Here is a 26,888-nt window from a genome sequence, read left to right on the forward strand (position 1 = left end):
AGAGAATAAGGAACAACCAATATAGCAAAGTGCCATTTCACTAGCTATAGCTATATCGGAATCCTGTATGAATTTACCCCTCAATCTGTGTCAGAATCTTCTGCATGTCTACCCTTAGATCAGTCGAGTATTGCGTCATATCCACCCCTTTTGGGCGTCTAGGCGTGCAAACAGAGTTAGTGGACGGGAGTTTGATGATCTCAAAAATCGATTATCTGCCTCCAAGTGCTGCCTTGATTCCTCCGGGAAATGCGTTGGCGAAAGCTTTCTCAAAACAGTGCACTCAATACTTCAATAATGCTTTATCCATATTTGATGTTCCGCTCAAGCCTGCCGGAACGGCTCATCAGCAAAAAGTTTGGAATGCCACCCTAGGTATTGAGGCGGGAAAGACAATCACCTATGGTGAGATTGCAAAAAAGATTAAAAGCGGGCCTCGCGCAGTTGGGACTGCTTGCGGTGCCAATCCTTATCCTTTGATTACCCCGTGCCATAGAGTAGTTTCTGCACAAGGTCTTGGGGGTTTTATGAAAGAAGATAGCCCAGGTTTTTATCGTCAGATCAAAATTTGGCTCTTAAAGCATGAGGGTGTGCTCTAACAAGTCATTGCCGAGAGTTTTCTAAGTTGCTTAGATGCTGCATAAAAGAATGATTTCATCAGAAGTGTGTTCCCAGCCGCAATCTTTGTGAAGGCATAGAAAATCCAAACAGAATTTCTAGAAAGTTTCACCTCAGACTGATTGCTAAATTCTTTTCTGCTGGCAATTTTTTCAAGTGTCATGACCGCAAGCCCGAATGCTAGGAAACAGAAGCGTCTCATGCCTATTTCACTCTCTGGAAGCAAATTAATGTAGCTCATGGAGTGTTGAAGTTTTTCGTAGGCAATCTTCAGAAGCTCTACTTCGCTTATCTGCGCTGGTTTCCAAGAGACTCCACGCGCATGATCTGCTGGCGAGTCTTTCAGAATATTGGTCATTTGCAAGGCTTGACCAAAAGCGATAGCTAGTTGCTCATGACCTTGAATACGTTTTGCAAACTCAGGGGAGTAGTGGCTAAAGATGCTTGTCAATAACTCTCCCACTACGCCAGCTACTACATAGCAATACTCTTCAAATTCTGCGAGGTCTTTTAGCCCTGTTTGCGTTTGTCGACTATGAAAATGGGACATACCGTCAGACATAATCGAAACACAGCGGCTAATGGCTGCCCGATCCCTATCTGGGAAGGTGTGCAGAATGCGAAGAACAGTAGGGGTGTGTGCAATTAAATCCAGCTCATCGACATTGGAATAGCCTTTTAGAGCATTTAGGCAGGGGCCTACAAATGACGCTACTGGAATGGTCCCTAGCGTTGCCTCCAAAAATAGTTTAGATAAACCCTGCTTTTCTGCTGGATTGAGTTCAGCTGCATCCTCAATAGTGTCGACAATACGGCACAGTAAGTAGGTATTGCCCACTACCACTTCAATCGCTGGCGGCAAGAGAGGAATTGTGAGCGCAAAAGTGCGCGATACAGAACCCAAAATCGCTTTTTGATAGGCTAAATCGCTATTGGGGTTCTCGTTAGGGTGCATGGCGGAATTCACCCCTGAATTATGTCAGACCAGCATGCCCAAATTTAGCCCTAATTGCTTAAATGACATAAGTAACAAAGCCATATAATTTGTGCAAATTCCAGAAGGAGAAATTAGGCGATGTTGATTTGGTTTGTCATCATCTATTGGGTGGTTTCTGTAGGCATTGGCCTATGGGCTGCGCTACGAGTCAAAAACACTGCTGACTTTGCCGCAGCGGGTCATAGCCTCCCTTTGCCTATTGTTACCGCCACCGTATTTGCTACTTGGTTTGGCTCGGAGGCGGTTTTAGGCATTCCTGCAACCTTCTTAAAAGAGGGTTTAGGAGGAATCGTATCTGATCCCTTTGGCTCATCTTTATGCCTCATATTGGTGGGCCTGTTTTTTGCTCGTCACCTCTATAACCGTCGAATGCTGACTATCGGTGATTTCTTTAGGGAGAAATACGGTCGTACCGTTGAAGTACTGGTGACCCTTTGTATTGTGATTTCATATTTAGGCTGGGTTTCAGCTCAAATTAAAGCCCTCGGCTTGGTTTTTAATGTAGTTTCCGATGGCAGCATTACCCAAACAGCCGGCATGTTGATTGGTGCTGGGAGTGTGCTGATTTATACATTGTTTGGCGGTATGTGGTCGGTAGCCATAACCGATTTCATTCAGATGATCATTATTGTGGTGGGCATGCTCTATATTGGTGGGGAGATGACAGCCCAAGCGGGTGGGGTGGGTATAGTTTTTGATCATGCGCTTGCAGCGGGCCAATTTTCTAATTTTTGGCCTGATATGAACCTAGCCTCCATTCTGGGTTTTACTGCTGCTTTGTGCACCATGATGTTAGGTTCCATTCCCCAGCAAGATGTCTTTCAGCGGATTACCTCATCTAAGAACGTCAATATTGCTGTTCAGGCAGCCTTATTGGGCGGGGTCTTGTATTTCGTATTTGCCTTTGTGCCGCTATACCTGGCTTATTCAGCAACCATCATTAGCCCGGATTTGGTAAAGCAGCACATAGACACTGATCCACAAATGATTTTGCCTATGCTTATTCTGAATCATGCTCCACTGATTGCGCAGGTGATGTTTTTTGGTGCCTTACTTTCGGCAATTAAGAGTTGTGCTAGTGCCACTTTGTTAGCGCCCTCCGTCACTTTCGCTGAAAATATCGTACGAGGTTTTTTTAAGCATTTATCTGATCGGGACTTACTGAAGATTATGCGAATTACCGTCCTATGTTTCACAGTAGCGGTAACCTTTTTTGCAATTAATTCAGAGCTATCTATTTTTAAGATGGTTGAAAATGCCTACAAGATCACACTAGTAGCAGCTTTCGTACCTCTGGCGTTTGGTGTGTATTGGTCAAGAGCAAATTCTTTGGGCGGTTTGTTGGCTGTTTTAGGAGGCTTAGCGGCTTGGATTAGCTGCGAAATGATAGCCCCGACAGCAACCCTACCACCTCAATTAGCTGGCCTTTTAGTCAGCATTACCGGCATGCTATTGGGCGGATTGATAGCAGGACCGAGGCCAATAGCAAGCTCAAACGCATTGGATAAGTAGGGCCTCAATATTTTATTGCACCCCTAAATGTTCTCCTCTAATATGAGATTAATTTAAAAATTAATTATCTATATGGGGTGCTTATGAAAATCTGTGTGATCGGTGGAGGTGGTGCGATTGGCGGTTACCTTGCGGTCATGTTGGCGCGGGCCGGTAATGAGGTAACGGTAGTAGCCCGTGGCGCAACCCTAGCCGCAATCAAAGAGCGTGGTCTTGCATTAATTATGGATGACCAGCCTGAACCTTTAGTAGCACAGGTAAAAGCAGTCGAGAAAATCCGTGATGTCGAAACGCCAGACGTGGTGATTTTGGCGGTAAAAGCCCATCAGGTTGAGCCAGTCATTGAAGATCTTGCTGCAATCATGGGCCCAGAAACAATTTTAATTCCGATGCAAAACGGAATTCCTTGGTGGTATTTCCAGAAGCTGGGAGGAGACTATCAGGATCACTCTGTTGAAACGGTTGATGCGGGTGGCGTTGCTAAAAATGCAATCAATCCAAGCAATATTATCGGTTGCGTAGTCTATCCAGCTACCTTTACTCAGGCTCCTGGTGTGATTCGTCACGTTGAAGGCAATCGTTTCCCTTTAGGTGAGTTGGACGGTAAGCAGACTGAGCGTATTCAGAAGATATCTGAAATGATGACAGCCGCTGGATTTAAGTCACCCATCCTAGAAGATATTCGCTCTGAGATTTGGTTGAAATTGTGGGGCAACATGACTTTCAATCCCATTAGCTCTCTGACGCACGGAACGCTAGAAGGCATTTGCCAATATCCACTTACTAAAGAGTTGGCTCGCAACATGATGGCTGAAGCACAAACCATTGCAGAGAAGTTGGGCGTCACTTTCCGCGTGGACATTGAACGTCGTATTGCTGGCGCAGAAAAAGTTGGCAAACACAAGACCTCTATGTTGCAGGATTTGGAAGCGGGTCGTAGCTTGGAGATTGATGCCTTATTAGGTTCTGTAATTGAGCTTGGCCAGATTACCAAAATACCTACACCATGCCTTAATACAGTCTTTGCTTTAACAAAGTACCTTGATGAAAATGTTCAAGCCTCCAAAGGTAGTTTGGCATTGCCATCTGTTTCGGGCTACTAAGAATCTGCTGCAATACGTAGATTCAATACCTAAAGTAACTGAGCATTAAAAAACCCTCACCACTAAACATGGCGAGGGTTTTTGTTTTGAGGCTTTGGTTTTAGATCAACGGCCTTGATAATTTATTCGAAGCGATTATCCAGGCGTCCAACACCGTCAATAATGATGCTGACATTGCTACCGGGCTTCATTGAGCCAACGCCAACAGAGGTGCCACAGGCGATAATGTCGCCAGCTTGCAGTGGTACATCTTTAGAGATTAAGCTGACCAATTTTGCGGGTGCAAAAATCATGTCTGCAATGGGATAGTTCTGACGCTCTTGCTCATTCAAAATGGTTTTGATTGTGAGCTTACTTGGATCTACATCAGTGGTGATGTAAGGGCCGAAGACACCAAAGGTATTAAAGCTCTTAGAGCGGGTCCACTGCGCGTAGCCGGGATCGCGATTCAAAATCTCGATTGCGGTGACATCGTTAATGCAGGTGTAACCAAAAATGGCATGAGCTGCTTGAGACTCATCCGCTTCATGACAGGCTTTGCCGATGACAATGCCAAGTTCCCCCTCATAAACCACTTTTCCAGAATAAGACTTTGGGGTGCGAATGACTTGATTGGTTGCCAAGAAGGAATTATTTCCTTTTAGAAAATATAAAGGCTCTGCTGGCACGGCATGCTCAAGTTTGGTAACTAGCGCATGAAAGTTATCTACCATAGCAACCATCTTAGATGGGGTGCATGGGATATCGATAGTGACATCAGATAGTCTTAATGTCTCGCCAGTAGCTTGCGGATTGTTAAAAAGATCGCCGGTGTAGACGGCAATCTGATCGCCCTGTACTTGTCCTAAGCCGGTCTTACCTTGATGTTGAAACCTGAGCCATTGAGCCATAATGAATCCTCCTGACGGTTAATATTTATAAGCAATATCTTACAGGGATGGATTGATGGCCAAGCATTCTGAATTACTATTTGCACCTGAGTTAGATCAGCCAGTTCGCTATATCGAGCGTACCCGTAATTACTATCTTGGTTTGGGGTATGAAACTCCATATGTTTGGGCGCATTACATTGATGTGCCGTTTACTCCGTTGCAAAAGCCGCTTAATCAATCGACCCTCGGTTTAGTGACTACTGCCGTACCTTTTGATACCAGTAAGGGTCCACAAGGACCTGGCGCACCTTATAACGCCGCAGCTAAGTTTTATGACCCTTATGTATGCTCGATTGAGGAGAACGTAGACTTACGTATTGCCCATGTCGGTGTTGATAGGCTCAATGCCAATATGCAGGACAGTAACTGTTGGTTTCCAATCAGTGCGGCAAAACGGGCTGTTGCAAAGGGACGTATTCAATCCCTATCGCAGCATTTTTACGGCTTGCCAACCAATCGCAGCCAACGCCACACTTTAGAAATGGATGCGCCCTTGATTCTGAGCAAGATGCGCGCAGATCACGTTGACCTTGCTGTATTAATTCCAAATTGCCCAATTTGTCACCAAAGCCAAAGCTTACTGGCGCGTTATTTGGAGGCGGCTGGTATTCCTACAGTCATCATGGGCGCGGCGAAAGACATTGTGGAGTATTGCGGTGTGCCACGCTTGCTCTTTAGTGACTTTCCGCTGGGGAATGCTGCAGCTCCCCCTGATAATGAGCAATCGCAAGACTCTAATTTTGAATTGGCTCTGCGTTTGCTGGAAAGCGCTCCAAGCGCACGTACAACGGTGCAGTCACCTTTGGTCTGGGCTTCCGACCCCACTTGGAAATTAGACTATTCCAATCTTGATCGGCTGTCTCCAGGGGAGATATCGCAATTGCGTGATGAAGCTGAAAAGGCGCGTATTACAGCACGTGACATCAGAATGAAAAGCGTTGGCGCTTAGGCCTGCCTGGACAGAGAGTATCTACACAAGGCATGCAGCGCTGTTGTCGCCTCATTTTGAGGAAATTCTTTAAGGCATTCGAGTGCGAGATCGACTTCTCGCTTTGCGGCAGCTTGGGTGTAATCCAATGCGCCAGAATGTTGAACCGCGCTCAGAATTTGTTGGAAGACATCATCTGGCAAATCTTGATTTTGTTCGATTGCCGCACGAACGAGTAAGCGTTCCTCGGTGCTGCCATTTTCAAGAAGATAAATGAGTGGTAGCGTGGGCTTACCTTCTCTTAAATCATCACCAGCATTTTTCCCCATTTGGGATGCATCGGCGGTGTAATCCAGTAGGTCATCCATTAATTGGAAGGCAGTGCCAATATGGCGGCCAAAAGCAGCAGATTGCTCTCTTTGTTTGGCGTCAGATCCGGCCAAAATCGCACCAAGCTCTGTGGAGGCTTCAAATAGTTTGGCAGTTTTATAGCGAATCACCCGCAAATAGCTCTCTTCATCTACCTCGGGGTCATTCATATTGAGGAGCTGTAAAACCTCTCCCTCAGCTATCGTATTGGTTGCATCTGACAGAATTTCCATGACTCGCGGGTCATTGGGCCCCACCATCATTTGAAAGGCTCTGGAGTACAGAAAATCGCCTACCAGCACGCTTGCTGCATTGCCAAAAGCAGCATTAGCGGTTTCTCGACCTCTTCTGAGAGTGGACTCATCGACAACATCATCATGCAGAAGGGTGGCCGTATGGATAAATTCCACTACTGCTGCTAGCTCTAGTGCATGTGGGTTTGCATTGCTATTGGCTAAAGCTTTGCTGACCAAGAGTAAAAGAGCAGGTCTAACCCGTTTTCCACCCGCCTGGATGATGTAAGTGGAGATTTGATCAATTAAGGCAACTTTTGAGGCTAATCGCAGGCGAATAACTTCATCTAAAGCCTTGAAATCTAAGGCAATTGGGGCCAAAATTTGGCTTAATTCGTTGGTTTTGACAGTGCTCGTCATGCAAGATATAATAATCGGCTTAGCTCATCCAGGGTGGATTAGCTTAAATGTAGATATTAATTGAGGTTTCACACCATGTACGCGGTCATAAAAACCGGTGGCAAACAGTATAAAGTTGCTGCAGGCGAAAAATTGAAAATAGAACAGATACCAGCGGAAATCGGCAGCGAAATCACTCTTGACCAAGTCTTAGCCGTAGGCGAAGGCGCTTCACTCAAATTGGGTGATCCATTGGTTAATGGTGCAGCTGTGATGGCCACTGTCGTCTCCCAGGGACGTCACGATAAAGTGACAATCTTTAAGATGCGCCGTCGCAAGCATTATCAAAAGCACCAAGGCCATCGTCAGAATTACACAGAAATTCTGATTAACACGATTAAAGCCTAATTTAGGTTAACGGCTCAATAGCAGGAGAAAAGATATGGCACAGAAAAAAGGCGGCGGTTCGACACGAAATGGCCGCGACTCAGAATCGAAACGCTTGGGCGTTAAAGTTTTTGGCGGCGAGCAAATCAATGCTGGCAGCATCATCATTCGTCAACGTGGTACACGAGTTCATCCGGGTATGAACGTTGGCATTGGCAAAGATCACACTTTGTTTGCCCTAGTTGACGGACAAGTAGAATTTGGCGTTAAGGGTGCTTTAAAGAAGGCCCAGGTTTCAGTTCTCCCGCGTTCATAAGACGCCTGACTGAGACTCGTTTGATTCAGATTTATTCCGAATTTAACTCTTAGGAACAGGCCTCGCTAAGCGAGGCCTTTTTTATTCATGAAATTTATAGACGAAGCTCGTATTGAAGTCATAGCTGGCCAAGGTGGTGCCGGGAGTGCCTCTATGCGCCGCGAAAAGTTTATCGAATTCGGTGGGCCTGACGGTGGCGATGGTGGAAAAGGCGGAAGCGTTTGGGCTACTGCGGATCGCAATATCAACACCTTGATTGACTATCGCTACGCTAAAACACACACTGCAAAAAACGGTGAACCTGGTCGTGGTGCTGATTGCTATGGTCGCGCAGGTGACGATATTGAGTTGCGCATGCCAGTTGGAACAATCATTTCTGATTACGAAACTGGTGAGCCAATTGCTGACTTGACTACCCATGGTGAGCGTCTTTGCTTGGCGCAGGGTGGTGTTGGTGGTTGGGGAAATATTCACTTTAAGAGTAGTACGAACCGTGCTCCTCGTCAAAAGACAAATGGCAAAGAAGGTGAGCGTCGTAAGCTCAAGCTGGAATTAAAGGTACTGGCTGACGTAGGTTTGCTGGGCATGCCTAATGCCGGTAAATCGACTTTGATTACTGCCGTATCGAATGCGCGTCCAAAGATTGCAGACTATCCGTTTACAACACTGCACCCGAATTTAGGTGTGGTACGTGTGGGTGCTGAGCGTAGCTTTGTGATTGCCGATATTCCTGGATTGATTGAGGGCGCTGCTGAAGGTGCTGGCTTAGGTCATCGCTTCTTAAGGCACTTACAACGTACTGGTGTGTTGTTGCATTTAGTTGATATTGCACCATTCGATGACAATATTGATCCAGTGGCAGATGCTGTTGCTATCGTGAATGAATTGCGTAAGTACGATGAAGCTTTGGTTGAAAAGCCACGTTGGTTGGTGCTGAATAAAGTCGATATGGTTCCTGAAGAAGATCGCAAGAAGGTCGTTGCGGACTTTATTAAACGGTTTAAGTGGAAGGGGCCGGTATTTGAGATCTCTGCTTTGACAGGCCTAGGTTGCGATAAGCTGTGCTACTCATTGCAGGATTATTTAGACTCTATTCGTAAGGATAGGGATGATGAAGATGAACGTGCTGCTGATCCGCGTTACCAAGAGCAAGTTCAGCCAGAAGATAAAACTCCAGATTAAGTAGTAGTCATTTGAGACCCGCATTTGTTATGAACACTCAGAAAGCTAAACGAATCGTAGTGAAGGTAGGCTCAAGCCTAGTCACCAATAATGGTGAAGGCTTGGATCGCGCTGCAATCGGCATGTGGGCCGAACAGATGGCCGCTTTATTAGCTGCCGGCTACGAGGTATTGATGGTGAGCTCAGGTGCAATTGCCGAAGGTATGCAGCGTCTTGGTTGGGCTAAGCGCCCAACAGAAATCCATCAACTACAAGCTGCGGCTGCCGTTGGACAAATGGGTTTGGTGCAAGTTTATGAAAGTTGTTTTGCACGTTTTAATTTACGTAGCGCACAGGTTTTATTAACTAATGCTGATTTGGCAGATGCTGAGCGCAATGCCAATGCCAAGGCAACTCTAGATACCTTGTTGAAGTTGGGCGTTATTCCCATCATCAATGAAAACGATACCGTAGTTACTGATGAAATTAAATTTGGCGATAACGATAGCTTAGCTGCTTTGGTAACGAATCTCATTCATGCAGATTTATTGGTAATCCTGACTGATCAGGGTGGCTTATATACCGCTGATCCACGTCAAGATGCTTCCGCCACTCTTTTAAGTGATGCTATTGCTGGTGATCCTACTTTAGAAAAAATGGCTGGTGGTGCTGCAAGCGAGTTAAGTAAGGGTGGCATGCTGACCAAAGTATTGGCCGCGAAGGTCGCCGCTTTAACTGGTGCAGCTACTGTCATCGCTTCTGGGCACGAAACTCAGGTTCTCACTCGTTTGATGCGTGGTGAAAAAATCGGCACTTGCCTGACTGCGCCCTTAACATCAACAACTAATTAATTCCGGATTTAATCTATCACGCCATATGAATTGGTGGGCTTGGTCTGCCCTGTGAATCCATTGGGATTGAGGGCATTAACAATAGTCTTGATATTTTTTTCTTGAGACGCAAAGTTACAAAGCGCGCCCTGAGCTAATGCCGCTTGATATCGATTTGGTATGTTGCTCTGGATGGTGCGCCAAGTAGACAATGGATTTTCTTTCCAAACTCCACTTTCAAAAGTGCCATACAGGCGCCATTGGAAGGAGTCGCAGCGAATGCCTTCATACTGAACTTGGCTGTTGCCATTAGGGCTTGTCAGAATCACGATGTATCTGGTGATGCCATCGTTGCCAATCAAAATAGAGTTCATATCGACTGCAAACTTAAAAATGGTCTGTTGTGATACGTAAAAAGGTTGAGTAGTCGCACTATTAGGGGGATTTAGCGGCATCGCTGTTGTGCCCTCTTTAAAAACCATCGGCGCAAATGGATCAACACCACTTTCTAATGGATCTCCTGCGCATCCTACTAGGGCTAAAGCAAAAGCCAGGCTGAGGATAGGTAGTCGAAGGCTGCAAATAGAAAATTTCATCATGGCTTATCGGTAGGTTTTTCTTCTTTTAGCTCATTTTCTTCGCCCCCGTACAGGGATTGAAACAAATCGAGCGGGGATCCCCAGGCAACTTGTTGCATACGCATGCCACGGGATAAATAGCGCGCAAGCTCAGAAAGGGCTAGTTGATAGACTTCGCGCTTGAAATCAATGACTGAATCAAGTTGTATCCAAAAAGGAGCCCAGCGCCAAGCATCGAATTCAGGATGCTCCGTAGCGCGGAGGTGGATATCGCTGTCTAAGCCCACTAAACGCAGTAAAAACCAGATTTGCTTTTGACCGCGATAGCTTGCACGATGATTTTTTGAGGTTTGCTGGCGGCGTAAGAATTCCTCCGGGACGTCATAACGAAGCCAGTCCCTGGTTCGTCCAATAATTTGGACATGTTCTGGTAGCAAGCCAACTTCCTCATGCAATTCGCGGTACATGGCCTGCTCTGGGCTCTCTCCATGTTGAATCCCACCCTGTGGGAACTGCCACGAATGCTGCCCAACGCGTTTTCCCCAGAAAACCTCGTTATGGCTATTGAGGATGACTATGCCGACATTGGGTCGATACCCTTCACGGTCAAGCATGAGATCGTGCCTCAAATCCTTTAAAATCAATGATTTGATTATATCCATACATGAAAGCTTCACAATCATTTCTCGCCACGCTAAAAGAAGCCCCTTCAGACGCTGAGGTGGTATCGCACAAACTCATGGTGCGCGCCGGTTTAATTCGTAAGCTCAGCGCAGGCATTTATAACTATCTGCCCTTGGGTTTGAAGTCCATTCGCAAGGTTGAAAATATCATTCGCGAAGAAATGAATCGCGCTGGTGCCATTGAGTTGCTCATGCCAATGATTCAACCTGCAGAGTTATGGCAAGAGACCGGGCGCTGGGAAAAGATGGGACCAGAGTTGCTCCGCATTAAAGATCGCCATGATCGTGATTTTTTAATTCAGCCAACCTCTGAAGAGGTAGTGACCGATTTAGCGCGTAACGAAATCAAGAGTTATAAACAGCTCCCAGTGAACTTTTATCAAATTCAGACTAAGTTCCGCGATGAGCGCCGCCCACGTTTTGGAATCATGCGTGGGCGCGAGTTCAGTATGAAAGATGCTTATTCATTCGATCGCGATACCGAGGGCTTGAAGAAGTCTTACCAAATCATGTTCGATGCTTACACCCGAATTTTCAAGCGCATGGGTTTGAAGTTCCGTGCGGTCACTGCAGATAATGGTGCAATTGGTGGTTCTGGTAGTCAAGAGTTCCACGTGATTGCTGATACCGGTGAAGACGCCATTGTGTATTGCCCAAATTCGGACTACGCCGCTAATCTTGAGGCTGCCGAGTCGGTCTCATTAATTGCAGTGCGTGCTGCTGCAACTCATGCTCTGACTAAAGTTGCGACACCAAATCAAACAAACTGTGTAGAGGTTGCCAAGTTTTTAAACTTACCACTAGAGCAAACCGTGAAGTCCTTACTGTTTGCCGCTGATCAAGAAGAGGGCCCAGCAAAATTATTGATGGTGCTAGTGCGTGGTGACCATGAGCTCAATGAAATCAAGGCAAGCAAGATACCTGGTATGGCTGAATCCCGCTTTGCCAGTGAGGCTGAAATCAAGCAAGCCTGTAACGCACCAGCCGGCTATTTAGGCCCGGTTGGAGTTTCTGCTGATGTAACCGTAGTCGCCGATCGTACCGTTGCCAATATGTCTGATTTTGTTTGCGGCGCTAATGATGCGGGACATCATTTGACCGGCGTGAATTGGGGACGTGATTTGCCAGAGCCTTTGGTGATGGATTTGCGTAATGCTGTAGCGGGAGATCCTTCGCCTGATGGTAAGGGGGTTGTTGATATATGCCGCGGCATTGAAGTGGGTCATGTATTCCAATTGGGTACGCGCTACTCTGAGGCGATGGGCTGCACTTACTTAGATCAGCAAGGCAAAGCACAGCCAATGGTGATGGGTTGTTATGGCATTGGTGTAACTCGCTTATTAGGTGCTGCAATTGAGCAAGGCCATGATGAGCGTGGAATCATTTGGCCGATTTCGATGGCACCATTTGAAGTGGTGATTTGTCCAATGGGTTACGACAAATCAGAGGCGGTGAAAGCTGCTGCCGACCAACTGCATGATGAGTTGATTGCTGCCGGACTAGATGTAGTGCTCGATGATCGCGGTGAGAGACCGGGTGCGATGTTTGCTGATTGGGAGCTCATCGGTATTCCGTTCCGTATCGTGATTGGTGATCGCGGTCTTGCAGATGCTCAAGTGGAATTGAAAGGTCGCACTGATGCTGAATCAAAAAATATTCCACTGGCAGAAATTCAGGCGAGCGTAATTGCTGCGGTTGATGCTGCCAAGAAACTCGTTTCTTAAATCAAAGCACTAGTAGCTATTATTTTTTAAAGAGTCCGCCAATACCCTTGGCGGCTCCTTTGGCTGCCATGGATGCCATGGTGCGTGCCATCTTGCCGCCCTTGAATTGCTTCATCATGGTTTGCATTTGCTCAAACTGTGCCAGCAGGCGATTAACTTCTTGAACCTCAACGCCTGCACCAGCTGCAATACGACGCTTGCGAGTCGCTTTTAGCAATTCAGGTTTTGCACGCTCTTTTGGTGTCATGCTATCGATAATGCCGCGCATGCGCTTTGTTTGTTTGTCAGCAGCACCCATATTCGTTTTGGAAGCCGCTTGTGCCATATGACTTGGTAGCTTATCCATCAAGCTGGCCATACCGCCCATTTGTTGCATTTGTGCGAGTTGATCTCGGAAGTCACCTAGATCAAATCCACCTTTAGAAATCTTACTCGCTAACTTTTCTGCCTTGGCAACATCGACGTTTTGTTGGGCTTGCTCAACTAAGGCAAGAATATCGCCCATGCCCAAAATACGGCTTGCCATTCTCTCGGCATCAAATGCTTCGAGACCATCCATTTTTTCGGCAACACCAATGAACTTGAGTGGCACGCCAGTAACTTGACGCACTGAAAGCGCTGCACCACCTCGTGAATCACCATCTAATTTGGTAAGTATTACACCGGTAAGTGGAAGCGCTTCATGGAAAGCTTTAGCTGTATTGACGGCATCTTGACCCAGCATGGCATCAACAACAAACAGCGTCTCAATCGGATTGAGATTGGCGTGCAAGGTTTTGATTTCTTGCATAAGCGCCTCATCAATGCCGAGGCGACCTGCCGTATCCACTAGCAGTACATCAAAATAATGGCGGCGTGCCCAATCCAATGCTGCCGCAGCGATTTCACTCGGCTTTTGATTGACATTACTTGGGAAAAATTCAGCGCCAACTTGTTTGCTGACTGTTTCTAGCTGCTCGATAGCTGCAGGACGATAGACGTCACAAGAGACGGTGAGTACTTTCTTTTTCTTCTTTTCTTGCAGAAATTTAGCTAACTTACCAACTGAGGTAGTTTTTCCCGCACCCTGCAAGCCAGCCATGAGGATTACTGCCGGTGGTTGGGTTGCCAGATTCAGTTCGCCACTTTGGGTAGCGTCACCTCGCATGACCTGGGCCAGCTCGCGCTGAACAACGCCAACCAGAGCTTGTCCTGGACTGAGGCTTCCAACCACTTCCTCGCCAAGGGCTTTAAATTTAATTTGCTCTAGCAGTGATTTAACTACTGGAAGCGCAACGTCCGCCTCCAGCAAGGCCAGGCGGATCTCCCGGAGCATTTCTGCGGTGTTCTCTTCGGTCAGGCGGGCTTGGCCCCGCATTGTTTTAACAACACGAGATAGGCGATCGGTGAGATTCTGTAGCATTTATCGATTAGACTTTCTAGATGGATATTTTAGGTTACTTAGGATCGGGATGGCTTCCCCCAGCCCTCTATTTATTTTTATTGCTCATTTTGAGCTGGAGGGCTAAGTCGGGCAAGGAATTTGCCATTTCTGGCTGGCTGACACAAGCTAGCATTTTCGTGATTTTGATATTGCATGGAATTGAATTGCATGATTCTGTCTTTACATCTCAAGGTTTTGTTTTTGGGTTTGCTCAGGACTTATCCTTGATTGCCTGGGTAGGACTGACGTTCTATTGGTTTCAATCCTGGTTTTTGCCAATCGCTAGCTTGCTTTGGATGTCAATATTGTTTGCTTTATTTTGTTCTTTGCTTCCGATCTTTTTTCCTGGGGTATTAATTTCTCCAGCGGCTGTTTCAGATCCTTGGTTCAAGGCACATTTTATTGTGGCCACTATTTCAGTGGGTTTATTAAGTCTGGCAGCTATGCAAGCTATGTTGATGAGTGTTTATGACCGCGCCTTGCATCGTCAATTAGCGATTGTTCCCAATGGTCGTCTGGCCCATTGGTTGGAAGATTTGCCGCCATTAATGACAATGGAAGGCCTTCTATTTAATTTGCTCTATGTTGGTTTTGCGCTTTTAACTCTGACTGTTTTCTCTGGCCTATTGTTTTCACAAGCTTTATTTGGCAAGCCATTCGTGTTTGACCATAAAACTATTTTTGCAATGATCTCCTGGATCTTGTTTGCTGGTTTGCTGATAGCCCGCTGGTGGGTAGGTTTACGTGGTTGGGCGGCAATTCGCTGGGTTTTGAGTGCTTATGTTGTTTTATTGCTTGCTTATGTTGGCAGTCGCTTTGTGTTGGAAGTAGTTCTTCAGAAAGTATGACACTTTGATTAAGTGGCTTCTACTATTTGCTGGTGCGGGCGCTTTGTACCTTTGGATCAAAGGCAAAAAACAAGTAAAGCTGAATACGGATGAGGCTGCCAAGATAAAAGCAGAGCAAAGCAAAGTTGTTGAGCCGGAGGTGATTGTCCGGTGCCACCATTGCTCTGTGCACCTTCCAAAATCTGAAGCAGTCGTGCAAGAGATGCGCTTTTATTGCTCTCAAGAGCATCTCGATAGCTTAGATGCGCAAGGTTGGCTTGGTTCGGCTACTTGGAATATCTCACCTAATCAAGATATGCGTTCAGAGGGTCTCGTGCCGGATTTAATGGTGATTCACCACATCAGCCTTCCGCCTGGAGAATTCGTCAATCACAATTCCACCCAATTTATCGTAGATTTTTTTCAAAACAAGCTGGATTCTTCCTTGCACCCCTATTTTGAAGAAATTGCTGATCAAAAGGTATCCAGCCATTTTTTGATTTCTCGTCGTGGTGAGATCTTTCAGTTCGTATCCACTCACAACAAAGCCTGGCATGCCGGCGCCTCATCTTTTTTGGGGCGAGAAAAGTGCAATGATTTTTCGATTGGCATTGAGCTGGAGGGAGATGGCGATCATCCCTTTGAGGATATTCAGTACTCCGCCCTAGCTAAATTAAGCTCCCAAATACAATCTGTTTATCCCAATCTTCAATTTGCTGGGCACAGCGATATTGCTCCAGGAAGAAAGGCTGATCCAGGCATGCAATTTGATTGGAAGAAGTTTCAGGGTAAAAACAACATTCCTGTTGAAAAATTACCCTTTGGTTTAGATCCGCGTTAGGTCTCTAAATTAGTATGTGAGCACACGCTCACTTTCTTGCCCTTTGGTTAAAAGGGCTACAAAAACTGCACCAAAATAAGCCCTAATTTCTTGAAAATTTAGGGAAAAATACCTATAAATATTTGCAAGAAATGACTTACTAATTTCTAAATATTTCCCTATACTTAGTGCCAAATGCACCTCGAAACACTAGATGTAGTGTTTGAATACAGCAATACCCTATTGTTTTTTAAAGATTTTTGTCCAAATAACTATATATAAGCAGGAAAAATATGACATACGCCAACCCCCAGGCAGCGGGACAGACTGCCGGCACAAATAATCCAGGGATAAGCTCCTCTGAATCCATGAATCAAGCCCCATCTGCCAGCTTTGCAGCTGGCGGAATAGGTGGTGGCCAAGCTACTCAATTATCAGATTACAAGATCATTCGCCGAAATGGCTCAGTGGTGGCATTTGAGCCATCCAAAATCGCCATTGCAGTTACAAAAGCATTTTTAGCAGTTAACGGAGGTCAGGGCGCGGCCTCTGCACGTGTACGTGAGCAGGTTGAGCAACTAACCCACGCAGTGGTTCGCGCCTTATTGCGCAGCCGTCCAAATGGTGGCACTTTCCATATTGAGGATATTCAAGATCAAGTGGAATTGGCGTTGATGCGCAGTGGTGAGCACAACGTTGCTCGTGCGTATGTTCTTTATCGTGAAAAGCGTAATCAAGAGCGTGCTGCACAGCAGACCACCGCACAAGAAACTCAAGCGTCAACTCAAGCGACTGAGCCCGGTTTGAAGGTGTCAGATAACGGTGTTGAGAAGTTGTTGGATATGGCGGCCTTGCGCACCATCATCGAAGCTGCCTGTGAAGGTCTTGGCAACAACATTGATGCCAGCCCAATCATTACTGAAACCATCAAGAATTTGTACGATGGCGTGCCAATGGCTCAAGTGTATGACTCTGCAATTTTGGCATCACGCACTTTGATTGAAAAAGACCCTGCATATAGTCAAGTGACTGCACGCATTTTGATGCACGTGATTCGCAAGGAAATCCTCGGTCGCGAAGTATTGCAAGGTGATATGCAAGCTGAGTACGGCAGCTATTTTGCCAAATATATCAATGAAGGTATTTCTGCTGAGCTCTTAGACCCACGTATGCGTGAGTTTGATTTGCCAAGATTGGCTGCTGCTTTGAATGCAAGTCGTGACTTGCAGTTCAATTACCTCGGTTTGCAAACTTTGTATGACCGTTATTTCTTGCACATTGAAGACCGTCGTATTGAAATGCCACAGGCATTCTTCATGCGCGTTGCAATGGGCTTGTCTTTGAATGAGTTGGATCGTGAGCGTCGTGCAATCGAGTTCTATGAAATCCTTTCTACATTTGATTTCATGTCTAGCACGCCAACCTTATTTAACTCAGCGACGACACGTCCTCAGTTATCCAGCTGCTACCTAACAACAGTAGATGATGATCTAGATGGTATTTATGAAGCTTTGAAAGAGAATGCACTCTTGTCGAAGTTTGCTGGTGGTTTAGGTAATGACTGGACAAACGTACGCGCCTTAGGAAGTCATATCAAGGGTACTAATGGTAAGTCACAGGGTGTTGTGCCATTCTTAAAAGTGGTGAACGATACAGCGGTTGCAGTGAACCAAGGTGGTAAGCGTAAGGGTGCAGTTTGTGCCTATCTAGAGACGTGGCACTTAGATATTGAAGAGTTCCTTGAGTTGCGTAAGAACACCGGTGATGATCGTCGCCGTACGCATGATATGAATACTTCAAATTGGATTCCTGACTTGTTCATGAAGCGCGTGATGGAAGGTGGTGAGTGGACACTATTCTCACCTTCAAATACACCTGACTTGCATGACAAATTCGGTAAGGCCTTTGAAGAGGCTTATGTTGCTTACGAGAAAAAAGCAGACGCTGGCGAATTGAAGCCATTCCGTCGCATTCCTGCGCAGCAATTGTGGCGCAAGATGTTAGGCATGTTGTTTGAAACTGGCCACCCATGGATCACATTTAAAGATCCTTGTAATATTCGTAGCCCGCAACAGCACATCGGCGTAGTTCACTCCTCTAACTTGTGTACTGAGATCACTTTGAACACAAATGAGAGTGAGATTGCAGTTTGTAACCTAGGTTCTGTGAACTTGACAGCCCACATGACTACAGATGCATCTGGCAAGATGATTTTGGATCACGAGAAACTCCAAAAAACAATCCGAACTGCAATGCGGATGTTAGATAACGTGATTGATATCAACTATTATGCTGTTGCTAAAGCTCGTAACTCCAACTTGAAGCATCGTCCAGTAGGTATGGGCATCATGGGCTTCCAGGATTGCCTGCACATGCAACGTATTCCTTACGCTAGTGATGAGGCAGTGAAGTTTGCCGATTCTTCAATGGAAGCAGTTTGCTACTACGCCTATCAAGCATCCAATGAGTTGGCTGAAGAGCGTGGCGTTTACAGCACCTACAAAGGTTCATTATGGGATCGTGGCATTCTTCCGCAAGACTCGGTGGCATTGCTGGCGGCAGAGCGTGGTGGGTACCTTGAAGTAGATAGTTCCTCCACTATGAACTGGGATGGCTTACGTGCCCGCATTAAGCAGCACGGTATGCGCAACTCGAATTGCGTTGCGATTGCACCGACTGCAACCATTTCCAATATCATTGGCGTATCAGCTTGTATCGAGCCGACATTCCAGAATTTGTTCGTGAAATCTAACCTCTCAGGTGAGTTCACCGTAGTAAACGAGTACTTGGTCCGTGATTTGAAAGATCGCGGTCTCTGGGATGAAGTCATGATCGCGGATTTAAAGTATTTTGATGGCACCTTATCCAAGATTGATCGTGTTCCACAAGATTTGCGTGATTTATACGCTACCGCATTCGAAGTCGAGCCAAGTTGGTTGGTTGAAGCCGCCTCACGTCGTCAGAAGTGGATTGACCAGGCGCAGTCACTCAATATTTACATGGGCGGCGCTTCTGGCAAGAAATTGGATGACACGTACAAGTTGGCATGGTTGCGTGGTTTAAAGACTACCTATTACCTCCGCACAATGGCTGCAACGCACGTCGAGAAGTCTACGGTTGCAAGCGGTCAGTTAAATGCGGTATCTAGTGGCGGCGGTGTGAATGGTACTGATGCATCAGCAGCTCAAGAGTTAGATGGTCCTGCTTGCACAATGCGCCCAGGCGATGCTGGATTTGAAGAATGTGAAGCATGTCAGTAAGCAATTTGCTAACTGATTGAGAAAAATAAGAATTAGGAGAAAGTTATGTTGAATTGGGAAGAAGAAGTAGCCCCTGCGATAGCCAAGGTTGGTTTGGTACCGCAACCTGTATTTGCGGAGCCACAACGTCCGCAAGCAGACCAGGTTGCGATTGTTGCCCCTCAGAATATTGAGTCTGCACCTGTGCAAGCTGCAGCTGGTGGCGCAGCTTTGCGTGTCAATGCTGCTGATAAGCGCGTGATTAATGCCAAGACTGACGTGAATCAACTGGTCCCATTTAAATATAAGTGGGCTTGGGAGAAATATCTGGCTGGTTGCGCAAACCATTGGATGCCACAAGAGATCAATATGAACCGCGATATCGCGCTTTGGAAGGATCCCAATGGCTTAACTGAGGATGAGCGTCGCATTATTAAGCGTAATCTTGGTTTCTTCACAACAGCGGACTCTTTAGCGGCAAACAATATTGTTTTGGGTACTTATCGCCACATTACTGCCCCAGAATGCCGCCAATATCTGTTGCGTCAGGCTTTTGAGGAGGCAATTCATACTCACGCCTATCAATATATTGTGGAATCTTTGGGTTTAGACCAGAGCGAAATCTTTAATGCGTATAACGAAATCGAGTCTATTCGCGCTAAGGATCAGTTCTTAATTCCCTTTATTGATGTGTTGACTGACCCTAATTTCAAAACCGGGACATTAGAAACTGATCAAATGTTGCTCAAATCATTGATCGTTTTTGCCTGCGTCATGGAAGGATTATTCTTTTATGTTGGTTTTACGCAAATACTTGCAATGGGTCGTCAAAACAAAATGACGGGTGCTGCTGAGCAGTATCAATACATCCTTCGTGATGAGTCTATGCACTGTAATTTTGGTATTGATTTAATTAATCAAATCAAGCTGGAGAACCCGCAGTTATGGACTTCTGCGTTCAAAGACGAGATCAAATCTATCTTCGAAAAAGCAGTGGAATTAGAGTACCGTTATGCAGAGGATACGATGCCTCGCGGAGTGCTCGGATTGAACGCGCCGATGTTCAAAGGTTACCTAAGATACATCTGTAATCGCAGATGTTTGCAAATAGGACTTGACGCGATGTTCCCAAATGAAGAGAATCCATTCCCATGGATGTCAGAAATGATTGATCTGAAAAAAGAGAGAAACTTTTTTGAGACACGCGTTATTGAGTATCAAACTGGCGGTGCGCTAAGTTGGGAATAAGCAATTAGTTAAAAAGCGCATGGCCGGCTAAATAGGAGATTAGACGGTTGGATAGTTTTAAAAGTCAGCAAAACCAGACTCAAATCCGAAAACCCTTGTCCAAGGGTGCCTGGTCTACTCTCTCTATTTTTTCCAGCAAATTTAAGAAGCCGTTGCCCTTTGGGGCCACGGCTTTTTTTCCAAGATTCATTAGCGTGCAGCACTTAGCATCAAGCCGCGCGCCGATGAATGGCTCGCTCGTCGGCTCCAATCGGTTGCAAAACCAGGCGGAAATGAATGGTCGGGTCTTCTTAATCGGTAGTTTGTACTAATCTTCACGTGAAGGAGCATTACTATGGCAATCGCCAAGAAGAAAGTTGCTGCAAAGAAACCAGCTGCAAAGAAAAAAGTAGCTGCTAAGAAGCCTGCTGCTAAAAAAGCTGCTGCTAAGAAGCCTGCTGCTAAGAAGAAGCCTGCCGCTAAAAAGCGTCCTGCTGCTAAAAAAGCTGCTGCTAAGAAGAAGCCTGCCGCTAAAAAGCGTCCTGCTGCTAAAAAAGCTGCTGCTAAGAAGCCTGCCGCTAAAAAGCGTCCTGCTGCTAAGAAGCGCGTAGCTGCAAAAAAAAAGTAAGTAAGCCTGCTGCGAAGAAAGCGGGCAAAGCTGTAAAAAAGCCCGTGGCTAAAAAAGCTGCCGCTTCAACTACGTTGAATCCAGCCGCTGCTTGGCCCTTCCCAACCGGCACACGCCCATAAGCTCTGCTTGTAGGCGGGTGAAGTTCAAAGGGATCTCTCACGAGATCCCTTTTTTATTAGTACTTCAGGTAATTATTGGTTTTAGGGGGTAAATCCAAATGCAGATTTGAATTGAGCGGTGATTTCATCTTTGCTCATTTGGTGATTTTGTGGTCCCTGATGAGTGATTTTGATCGAACCCATCAAGCTAGCTAATCGCCCGGTGGTTTCCCAATCCATGTCATTTTCTAATCCAAACAGTAATCCACCTCGAAATGCATCACCGCAACCGGTCGGATCAACCACTTTTGCTGCTGGTACCGGCGGAATTGCGATACATTTACCTTCAAAGTAGATATCCGCACCTTCAGCGCCCTTAGTCACGATTAATGCTTTTACTCTTTCAGCTACTTTTGCTAGGCTCAGGCCGGTTCTTTGAGACAGCATTTCACCTTCATAGTCATTTACAGCGAGATAGCTTGCAATATCGACAAGCTCAAGGAGCTCTGAGCCATTGAACATGGGTAAACCTTGTCCCGGATCAAATACAAATGGAATTCCTGCTTCAGCTAACTGATGACAGTGTTCCCACATCCCTTGACGACCATCTGGGGCAACGATTCCGAATTTAGTGGCACCTTTAGCGCTCTTGCTGCGCTCCGCAATAACGGTGGAAACCTGATTTAAGTGAGACTCATTCATGGCGCCTGGATGAAAGGCGGTAATTTGATTATTGGCTTGATCGGTAGTGATCATCGCTTGAGCAGTGAATGATTGCTCAATCTGGCAAATATGCGTTGCATCAATCTGTAGTTGCTTCAGGCGATCTAGATAAGGGACTGCATCTCCTCCTACTGTTGCCATGATGATTGGATCGCCCCCAAGAAGTTTGAGGTTGTAGGCGATATTGCCTGCGCAACCACCAAATTCACGACGCATTGTAGGAACCAGGAATGCAACATTGAGGATATGAATTTGCTCTGGCAGAATTTGATCTGCAAATTTGCCTTCAAAGTTCATGATGGTGTCGTAAGCGATGGAACCGCAGATCAAGCTAGCCATAAATAATTACTTTCTAATAAAAATCAATTGAAATGAGTGTGGAATAGGATTTGAAGCCTATTTTTCAGGGTAAAAAATTCTGACGCGATAGCCCGCAGCATTTTGCGGGAGGGAAATCGGCAATGCAGGCGAAAAGATTTCACCGGAAGGGGCGCCTTGACGTAAAAAATCAGGATGCAACTCTTGCCAAGTAGTCGGCAACCATTCTTGCGGAGTGAGTCGAATCATTTTGATTTCTGATTCCTCTGCATCGGTGAGGGAAATTTCTAAATTCGGGAATAAAACGGGGATGGCAAGACGATTTTGTATTCCAACTTGTAAAACAGATTGATTTGAAGCGTTTTTAAGGCCCTCTTGCACGTTTTCAGGCGAAAGAGTAACCGATGTTATTTTCCAAGCAGCAAAATCGCTTACAGAGCGATTTACACACCCTAGTGCACGACACAGTTGTGCATCCAACTTCTGCAAAAGAGAAAAACTAGTTGTTGCAATCGCAGAGGAGCTGCCATCAACGCGCGTTGCTAATGTTGGCAGTAGGAAATTTCTGGAAAGATGCTCGCCACAAATGATGAGCAGAAGGACGAAAAGACTGAGAAAAATGAATTTAAGACTTTTTTTTTGAGTCGGAGCTGAAGTATCTCTATTTTTGTCAGCTGAACTCGCTTTAGCATCCTGCTTTGGAAGTGTGCCATGCAAACAGACCCAGCCTTCACTTTCTTTCCAAACTGAAAGGCTTAACCATTGGCTGTAGGTCGCAATCACTTCCTCTGCTTGGCGCGCAAGCACGCCCGAGAGCACAATTTTTCCGCCCGGCAGAATCTTATTGACTAATGCAGGAGCAAGTACCTGCAATGGATTGGCCAAAATATTGGCCATGACGATGTCGTACTTCGTTTCCGCTGAAAGTTCTGGTGCATTTTCATTGGGCAGGACAAAACGAATGACTGTCTGATTGATTTCTGCATTACTGCGTGCTGCAACCATCGCTTGTGGATCAATATCTGTGCCAACTACGGGTTTGCATCCTAGTTTTGCGGCAGCAATGGCCAAAATTCCGGATCCACAGCCGTAATCTAGCAAGCTTTGGTTGGCAAGCTGGGTATTTTGTTCAAGCCAAAGTAAGCAAAGGTGCGTAGTCGGGTGACTGCCAGTGCCAAATGCCAAGCCTGGATCTACCGCCAAACAAATTGCGTTGGGGTCGGTAGGCGCTTCATGCCAAGAAGGCACTACCCATATACGCTCACCAATCTGAATCGGAGCAAATTGACTTTGGGTTAAGCGAACCCAATCTTGCTCTTCAACAATCTTTTCTTGTGGGGCTGGGAGGTTGAATCCCGCTTCCTGAAGAGATGCGAGAAGCTCGGGGATGAAGTTCGCTGCATCAGAATCATCAATCTCGGGATTGAAAAGTGCAGTTACAGAAGATCGATCCCAAGCTTGAACTTCTGGCGAGAGTCCTGGCTCACCATAGAGTGGATTTTCATCGTAACCGCCAGCAGCATCATCTTCGACGGTAACGGAGAGTGCACCCACTTCTAGCAAAGCGTCACCTAAAGGCTCTGCAATCTCTGCCGGGACCGTGAAAATAAGTTCACGATAGGACATGCTTACTCCAACTGGACATCAACTGACCTACAACTTAGGGCTTACCGCGACTAGCGGCTTGCTCTTCGAGGCGATGCTCCAAATAATGAATGCTGGTTCCGCCTTCGATGAAGTTCGGATCAAGCATGAGCTCGCGATGCAGTGGCACATTGGTTGTAATGCCATCGATCACCATCTCGGAAAGCGCAATCTGCATACGGCGTATCGCTTGCTCGCGAGTATTCCCGTAAGCAATCAACTTGCCAATCATAGAGTCGTAATTCGATGGCACCACATAACCGCTGTAGGCGTGTGAGTCGACACGAATACCGGGACCGCCTGGCATATGGAATGAACCAATTTTCCCTGGGCTTGGTGTGAACTTGAATGGATCCTCTGCATTAAGTCGGCATTCGATGGCATGACCACGGAAAACAATGTCTTTTTGGCGATAGCTGAGTTTTAAGCCAGCAGCGATGCGAATTTGCTCTTGAACAATATCAACGCCTGTAATCATTTCGGTGACTGGATGCTCTACTTGAACGCGGGTATTCATCTCAATGAAGAAAAATTCACCATCTTCGTACAAGAATTCAAAAGTACCAGCGCCACGGTAAGCAATTTTTCTACAGGCTTCAGCGCAGCGCTCACCAATTTTGGCGATAGCACGGCGATCAATACCGGGTGCCGGAGCTTCTTCAATCACTTTTTGATGACGACGTTGCATTGAGCAATCACGCTCACCTAACCAAATGGCATTGCCATGGGTATCAGCCAAAATCTGGATCTCTACGTGGCGAGGCTTTTCTAAAAACTTCTCCATATAGACTTCGGGATTGCCAAAGGCACGACCAGCCTCTTCTTTAGTCATGTTGACCGCATTGAGAAGGGCGGCTTCGGTATGTACGACACGCATTCCACGACCACCACCACCACCGGCAGCTTTAATAATGACTGGATAGCCAACGCGTTTTGCGGTGGCAATAATTTCTTTTGGAACGCTTGGTAAGGCGCCTTCCGATCCAGGAACGCAAGGAACGCCTGCTTTAATCATGGCACGCTTGGCTGAAACCTTATCACCCATCAGGCGAATTGAGGTTGCAGTCGGGCCAATGAATGCAAAACCAGATTTCTCAACACGTTCTGCAAAGTCGGCATTCTCAGAGAGAAAACCGTAGCCTGGGTGAATTGCTTCAGCATCCGTCACTTCCGCCGCTGAAATGATGGCAGGCATATTGAGATAGCTTAGTGGCGATGGGGCAGGTCCAATACAGACTGCTTCATCTGCAAGCTTCACATATTTAGCTTCTTTGTCTGCGGTCGAGTAGACCACCACAGTTTTAATTCCCAACTCGCGACATGCGCGCTGGATGCGAAGAGCAATTTCTCCGCGATTGGCAATCAGAATCTTATCGAACATGTCGGCTCTGAGTTAAGTAACGGTGGATTGGAATGGATCAAAGGGAGATCTATTAGGCGATGATGAACAGCGGTTGATCAAATTCAACGCCTTGACCGTTTTCACACAGAATTTGTTTAATAACACCCGCTTGCTCAGACTCAATTTCATTGAGCAGTTTCATCGCTTCAATAATGCACAGCGTTTGACCCACTTTGACAGTGTCACCGACTTTGACGAAATCCGGAGACTCAGGGTTTGGTGCGCGATAGAAGGTGCCGACCATTGGTGAGCGAGCAATAAAACCAGTTTCAGCGGGCGCTTCTTCAGTAGCCGGTGCAGAAGCTGCTGGTGCAGTTGTAGGAGCGGTTTGTATAGCTTGAGCAGGTGCTGGGTTGGCGTAAACCACTTGACTAGCATAAGCTGGAGAGCCGGCATTCACGATGCGAACACGATCTTCACCTTCATTGACTTCTAATTCAGAAATTCCTGATTCAGAAACAAGGTCTATTAGGGTTTTTAGTTTTCTTAGGTCCATGGAAAGGCTTCCTCTCGGGTAATTCTTAATTAATCTTTATTTTTGCAAACGGGCGATGGCTGCTTGCAGTGCTAATTCATAACCAATGGCGCCCAAACCGCAGATAACGCCAGTAGCAATATCAGACAGGTAGGAGTGTTTACGGAACTCCTCACGCTGGTGAATGTTAGACAGGTGTATTTCAGTAAACGGTATGGCAACCCCAGCCAGTGCATCACGCAAGGCAACGCTGGTATGGGTAAAAGCGCCTGGATTGATGATGATGAAATCCACCCCATCTTGTTTGGCCTTTTGAACCCGGTCAATCAACTCGCCTTCATGGTTGCTTTGAAAGGTGGATAAATCGACTGAGTGTGACTTGGCAATCGCACCAAGCTTTGTATGGATATCTTCCATGGTAGTTTTGCCGTAAACCTCTGGCTCACGGGTTCCCAACAGATTGAGGTTGGGGCCTTGGATAACGAGAATTAAAGTATTTTTCGACATAGATCGATATTTTTAGAGGCAGTTAGGTTTTATTGCGGAAATAAAGCTTGTCTCTGAAAACTGCTTATTTAATGAAGAATCCTCTTCATCTAACTCCCAAAGTATACCCCCTGAGTGCCGCCCCAAGCCCAAAAATGGCGCAATAAACTGGCTATTTTTTATGATTTAAAGCGTAAATATTGCAAGATTCAGCTCAGAAACTGCTAATTTTGACCTAAATGGTAATTGCAAAGATCATTTAAAAAGTCTTATAAAGCCGATTTAATGGCACTTCTGAGCTCTTCTTCGCTTATCTTTCCTAATTTACTACTAGTAGCCTTGCCTTTAGTATTCATGATGACGGTGTAGGGAAGCGCCCCTTGGGCATTCCCCATCTGCTTCGAGATATTGTTGCCCTCAAGTCCGCCGATGACAATTGGGTAAGAAACTGGAGTTTTTTCAAGGAATTCACGAATATTAGAGGGTGAATCAATGCCGATGCCGACAAATAAGACATTTTGACTCTTGAATTCTGCTTGTAATTTGTCCAAAGTAGGCATTTCTTCAACGCAGGGAGGGCACCAGGATGCCCAAAAGTTCACCACGAGGACTTTTCCACGCCATTCTTTGGTGTCGACCGATTTTCCATCGGCTGTTTGCCATGGGTTGGCAAAAAAAGCTTTGATAGCGGGGTCGTCTGCTAGCTCTGTTCTGAAGATCCATTGCGAAGTCGCCACTCCCGCAGCAAGGGCTACGAGGTTAAATCCAATGATGCTGATCCACTGTCTTCGGTTCATTGCTGCTC

The 26,888-nt window shown here is 46.1% G+C and carries 25 protein-coding genes and 2 pseudogenes; 14 read left to right on the plus strand and 13 right to left on the minus strand.

Annotated elements, in window-relative coordinates; translation table 11 throughout:
- Nucleotides 1-104: 104 nt before the first annotated feature.
- Nucleotides 105-599 (plus strand): methylated-DNA--[protein]-cysteine S-methyltransferase, encoded by a 495-nt coding sequence (locus FD967_RS00985; RefSeq protein ID WP_215326233.1) that lies wholly within the window; start codon nucleotides 105-107, stop codon nucleotides 597-599.
- Here the strand turns inward: FD967_RS00985 and FD967_RS00990 are convergent.
- Nucleotides 596-1,573, minus strand: coding sequence for a squalene/phytoene synthase family protein (locus tag FD967_RS00990; protein ID WP_215326234.1), 978 nt, complete (start codon nucleotides 1,571-1,573; stop codon nucleotides 596-598). The two genes, FD967_RS00985 and FD967_RS00990, sit on opposite strands and share 4 nt — an antisense overlap.
- A 120-nt stretch (nucleotides 1,574-1,693) precedes the next feature.
- On the opposite strand from FD967_RS00990, the gene FD967_RS00995 reads away from it, so the two are divergent.
- Entirely contained in the window at nucleotides 1,694-3,127 is a 1,434-nt protein-coding gene (locus FD967_RS00995; RefSeq protein WP_215326235.1) for a sodium:solute symporter family protein, read from the plus strand.
- A gap of 83 nt (nucleotides 3,128-3,210) precedes the next feature.
- Nucleotides 3,211-4,230: a 2-dehydropantoate 2-reductase gene (locus FD967_RS01000; RefSeq protein WP_215326236.1), complete on the plus strand. Its 1,020-nt coding sequence runs from the start codon at nucleotides 3,211-3,213 to the stop codon at nucleotides 4,228-4,230.
- A gap of 122 nt (nucleotides 4,231-4,352) precedes the next feature.
- Here FD967_RS01000 and FD967_RS01005 read toward each other — a convergent pair whose 3' ends face one another.
- Nucleotides 4,353-5,120 carry a fumarylacetoacetate hydrolase family protein gene (locus tag FD967_RS01005; RefSeq protein WP_215326237.1) on the minus strand — a complete coding sequence of 256 codons (768 nt, stop codon included), beginning with the start codon at nucleotides 5,118-5,120 and terminating at the stop codon, nucleotides 4,353-4,355.
- 55 nt (nucleotides 5,121-5,175) lie between these two features.
- Between FD967_RS01005 and FD967_RS01010 the strand changes: the two genes are divergently transcribed.
- Nucleotides 5,176-6,111 (plus strand): reductase, encoded by a 936-nt coding sequence (locus FD967_RS01010; RefSeq protein ID WP_215326238.1) that lies wholly within the window; start codon nucleotides 5,176-5,178, stop codon nucleotides 6,109-6,111.
- On the opposite strand, the gene FD967_RS01015 is transcribed toward FD967_RS01010, so the two are convergent.
- Nucleotides 6,108-7,112, minus strand: a complete 1,005-nt coding sequence (locus FD967_RS01015) for a polyprenyl synthetase family protein (RefSeq protein WP_215326239.1) — start codon at nucleotides 7,110-7,112, stop codon at nucleotides 6,108-6,110. The genes FD967_RS01010 and FD967_RS01015 overlap by 4 nt on opposite strands.
- A gap of 75 nt (nucleotides 7,113-7,187) precedes the next feature.
- On the opposite strand from FD967_RS01015, the gene rplU reads away from it, so the two are divergent.
- The 4 genes and pseudogenes from rplU to proB all read left to right on the plus strand — a co-directional run.
- Nucleotides 7,188-7,499 (plus strand): 50S ribosomal protein L21, encoded by a 312-nt coding sequence (gene rplU / locus FD967_RS01020; protein ID WP_041484800.1) that lies wholly within the window; start codon nucleotides 7,188-7,190, stop codon nucleotides 7,497-7,499.
- 34 nt (nucleotides 7,500-7,533) lie between these two features.
- Nucleotides 7,534-7,794 carry a 50S ribosomal protein L27 gene (gene rpmA, locus FD967_RS01025; RefSeq protein ID WP_015420374.1) on the plus strand — a complete coding sequence of 87 codons (261 nt, stop codon included), beginning with the start codon at nucleotides 7,534-7,536 and terminating at the stop codon, nucleotides 7,792-7,794.
- 87 nt (nucleotides 7,795-7,881) lie between these two features.
- Nucleotides 7,882-8,976, plus strand: coding sequence for a GTPase ObgE (gene obgE / locus FD967_RS01030; protein WP_215326240.1), 1,095 nt, complete (start codon nucleotides 7,882-7,884; stop codon nucleotides 8,974-8,976).
- A gap of 29 nt (nucleotides 8,977-9,005) precedes the next feature.
- Nucleotides 9,006-9,785: pseudogene (gene proB / locus FD967_RS01035) on the plus strand (glutamate 5-kinase); the annotation flags it as partial.
- A 29-nt stretch (nucleotides 9,786-9,814) separates the two neighbouring features.
- Here proB and FD967_RS01040 read toward each other — a convergent pair.
- Nucleotides 9,815-10,384, minus strand: a complete 570-nt coding sequence (locus FD967_RS01040; protein ID WP_251369057.1) for a CNP1-like family protein — start codon at nucleotides 10,382-10,384, stop codon at nucleotides 9,815-9,817.
- The gene (locus FD967_RS01045; protein ID WP_215326242.1) at nucleotides 10,381-10,977 is read right to left on the minus strand and encodes an RNA pyrophosphohydrolase; all 597 of its coding nucleotides are present in this window, start codon (nucleotides 10,975-10,977) and stop codon (nucleotides 10,381-10,383) included. Before FD967_RS01045 ends, FD967_RS01040 begins: the two co-directional genes overlap by 4 nt.
- Before the next feature lie 50 nt (nucleotides 10,978-11,027).
- Between FD967_RS01045 and FD967_RS01050 the strand changes: the two genes are divergently transcribed.
- A complete protein-coding gene (locus FD967_RS01050) occupies nucleotides 11,028-12,770 on the plus strand; it encodes a proline--tRNA ligase (protein WP_215326243.1) in 1,743 nt (580 codons plus the stop codon).
- A gap of 19 nt (nucleotides 12,771-12,789) precedes the next feature.
- Here the strand turns inward: FD967_RS01050 and ffh are convergent, their stop codons facing one another.
- Nucleotides 12,790-14,172: a signal recognition particle protein gene (ffh, locus tag FD967_RS01055; protein ID WP_215326244.1), complete on the minus strand. Its 1,383-nt coding sequence runs from the start codon at nucleotides 14,170-14,172 to the stop codon at nucleotides 12,790-12,792.
- A gap of 20 nt (nucleotides 14,173-14,192) precedes the next feature.
- Between ffh and FD967_RS01060 the strand changes: the two genes are divergently transcribed.
- The 5 genes from FD967_RS01060 (at nucleotide 14,193) to FD967_RS01080 (ending at nucleotide 20,934) form a co-directional block, all read left to right on the plus strand.
- Nucleotides 14,193-15,041 (plus strand): inner membrane protein YpjD, encoded by an 849-nt coding sequence (locus FD967_RS01060; RefSeq protein WP_215326245.1) that lies wholly within the window; start codon nucleotides 14,193-14,195, stop codon nucleotides 15,039-15,041.
- Nucleotides 15,042-15,045: 4 nt separating this feature from the next.
- On the plus strand, nucleotides 15,046-15,861 hold the full coding sequence (gene ampD / locus FD967_RS01065) for a 1,6-anhydro-N-acetylmuramyl-L-alanine amidase AmpD (protein ID WP_256441862.1): 816 nt from the start codon (nucleotides 15,046-15,048) through the stop codon (nucleotides 15,859-15,861).
- Nucleotides 15,862-16,133: 272 nt separating this feature from the next.
- Nucleotides 16,134-19,100 carry a ribonucleoside-diphosphate reductase subunit alpha gene (locus tag FD967_RS01070; RefSeq protein WP_215326246.1) on the plus strand — a complete coding sequence of 989 codons (2,967 nt, stop codon included), beginning with the start codon at nucleotides 16,134-16,136 and terminating at the stop codon, nucleotides 19,098-19,100.
- 45 nt (nucleotides 19,101-19,145) lie between these two features.
- Nucleotides 19,146-20,327 carry a ribonucleotide-diphosphate reductase subunit beta gene (locus FD967_RS01075; protein WP_215326247.1) on the plus strand — a complete coding sequence of 394 codons (1,182 nt, stop codon included), beginning with the start codon at nucleotides 19,146-19,148 and terminating at the stop codon, nucleotides 20,325-20,327.
- Nucleotides 20,328-20,661: 334 nt separating this feature from the next.
- The gene (locus FD967_RS01080; protein WP_371819303.1) at nucleotides 20,662-20,934 is read left to right on the plus strand and encodes a hypothetical protein; all 273 of its coding nucleotides are present in this window, start codon (nucleotides 20,662-20,664) and stop codon (nucleotides 20,932-20,934) included.
- A 203-nt stretch (nucleotides 20,935-21,137) separates the two neighbouring features.
- On the opposite strand, the gene FD967_RS01085 is transcribed toward FD967_RS01080, so the two are convergent.
- From FD967_RS01085 to FD967_RS01110, 7 genes and pseudogenes are all read right to left on the minus strand, one after another.
- A complete protein-coding gene (locus FD967_RS01085) occupies nucleotides 21,138-22,097 on the minus strand; it encodes a carbohydrate kinase family protein (protein WP_215326249.1) in 960 nt (319 codons plus the stop codon).
- 57 nt (nucleotides 22,098-22,154) lie between these two features.
- The gene (locus tag FD967_RS10755; RefSeq protein ID WP_251369108.1) at nucleotides 22,155-22,793 is read right to left on the minus strand and encodes a DUF3426 domain-containing protein; all 639 of its coding nucleotides are present in this window, start codon (nucleotides 22,791-22,793) and stop codon (nucleotides 22,155-22,157) included.
- Nucleotides 22,782-23,702, minus strand: a pseudogene (gene prmA, locus FD967_RS10760) (50S ribosomal protein L11 methyltransferase); the annotation flags it as partial. The pseudogene prmA and the gene FD967_RS10755, both read right to left, overlap by 12 nt.
- 34 nt (nucleotides 23,703-23,736) lie before the next feature.
- Nucleotides 23,737-25,101 carry an acetyl-CoA carboxylase biotin carboxylase subunit gene (gene accC, locus FD967_RS01095; RefSeq protein WP_215326251.1) on the minus strand — a complete coding sequence of 455 codons (1,365 nt, stop codon included), beginning with the start codon at nucleotides 25,099-25,101 and terminating at the stop codon, nucleotides 23,737-23,739.
- Nucleotides 25,102-25,153: 52 nt separating this feature from the next.
- Complete coding sequence (gene accB, locus FD967_RS01100; protein ID WP_215326253.1) at nucleotides 25,154-25,618, minus strand: acetyl-CoA carboxylase biotin carboxyl carrier protein; 465 nt, start codon at nucleotides 25,616-25,618, stop codon at nucleotides 25,154-25,156.
- A gap of 36 nt (nucleotides 25,619-25,654) precedes the next feature.
- Nucleotides 25,655-26,104 (minus strand): type II 3-dehydroquinate dehydratase, encoded by a 450-nt coding sequence (gene aroQ / locus FD967_RS01105; protein ID WP_215326254.1) that lies wholly within the window; start codon nucleotides 26,102-26,104, stop codon nucleotides 25,655-25,657.
- Between the two features lie 248 nt (nucleotides 26,105-26,352).
- Nucleotides 26,353-26,880 carry a TlpA disulfide reductase family protein gene (locus FD967_RS01110; protein WP_215326255.1) on the minus strand — a complete coding sequence of 176 codons (528 nt, stop codon included), beginning with the start codon at nucleotides 26,878-26,880 and terminating at the stop codon, nucleotides 26,353-26,355.
- Nucleotides 26,881-26,888: the final 8 nt, after the last annotated feature.

The sequence above is a fragment of the Polynucleobacter sp. JS-Mosq-20-D10 genome, assembly GCF_018687755.1.
Lineage (GTDB): Bacteria > Pseudomonadota > Gammaproteobacteria > Burkholderiales > Burkholderiaceae > Polynucleobacter.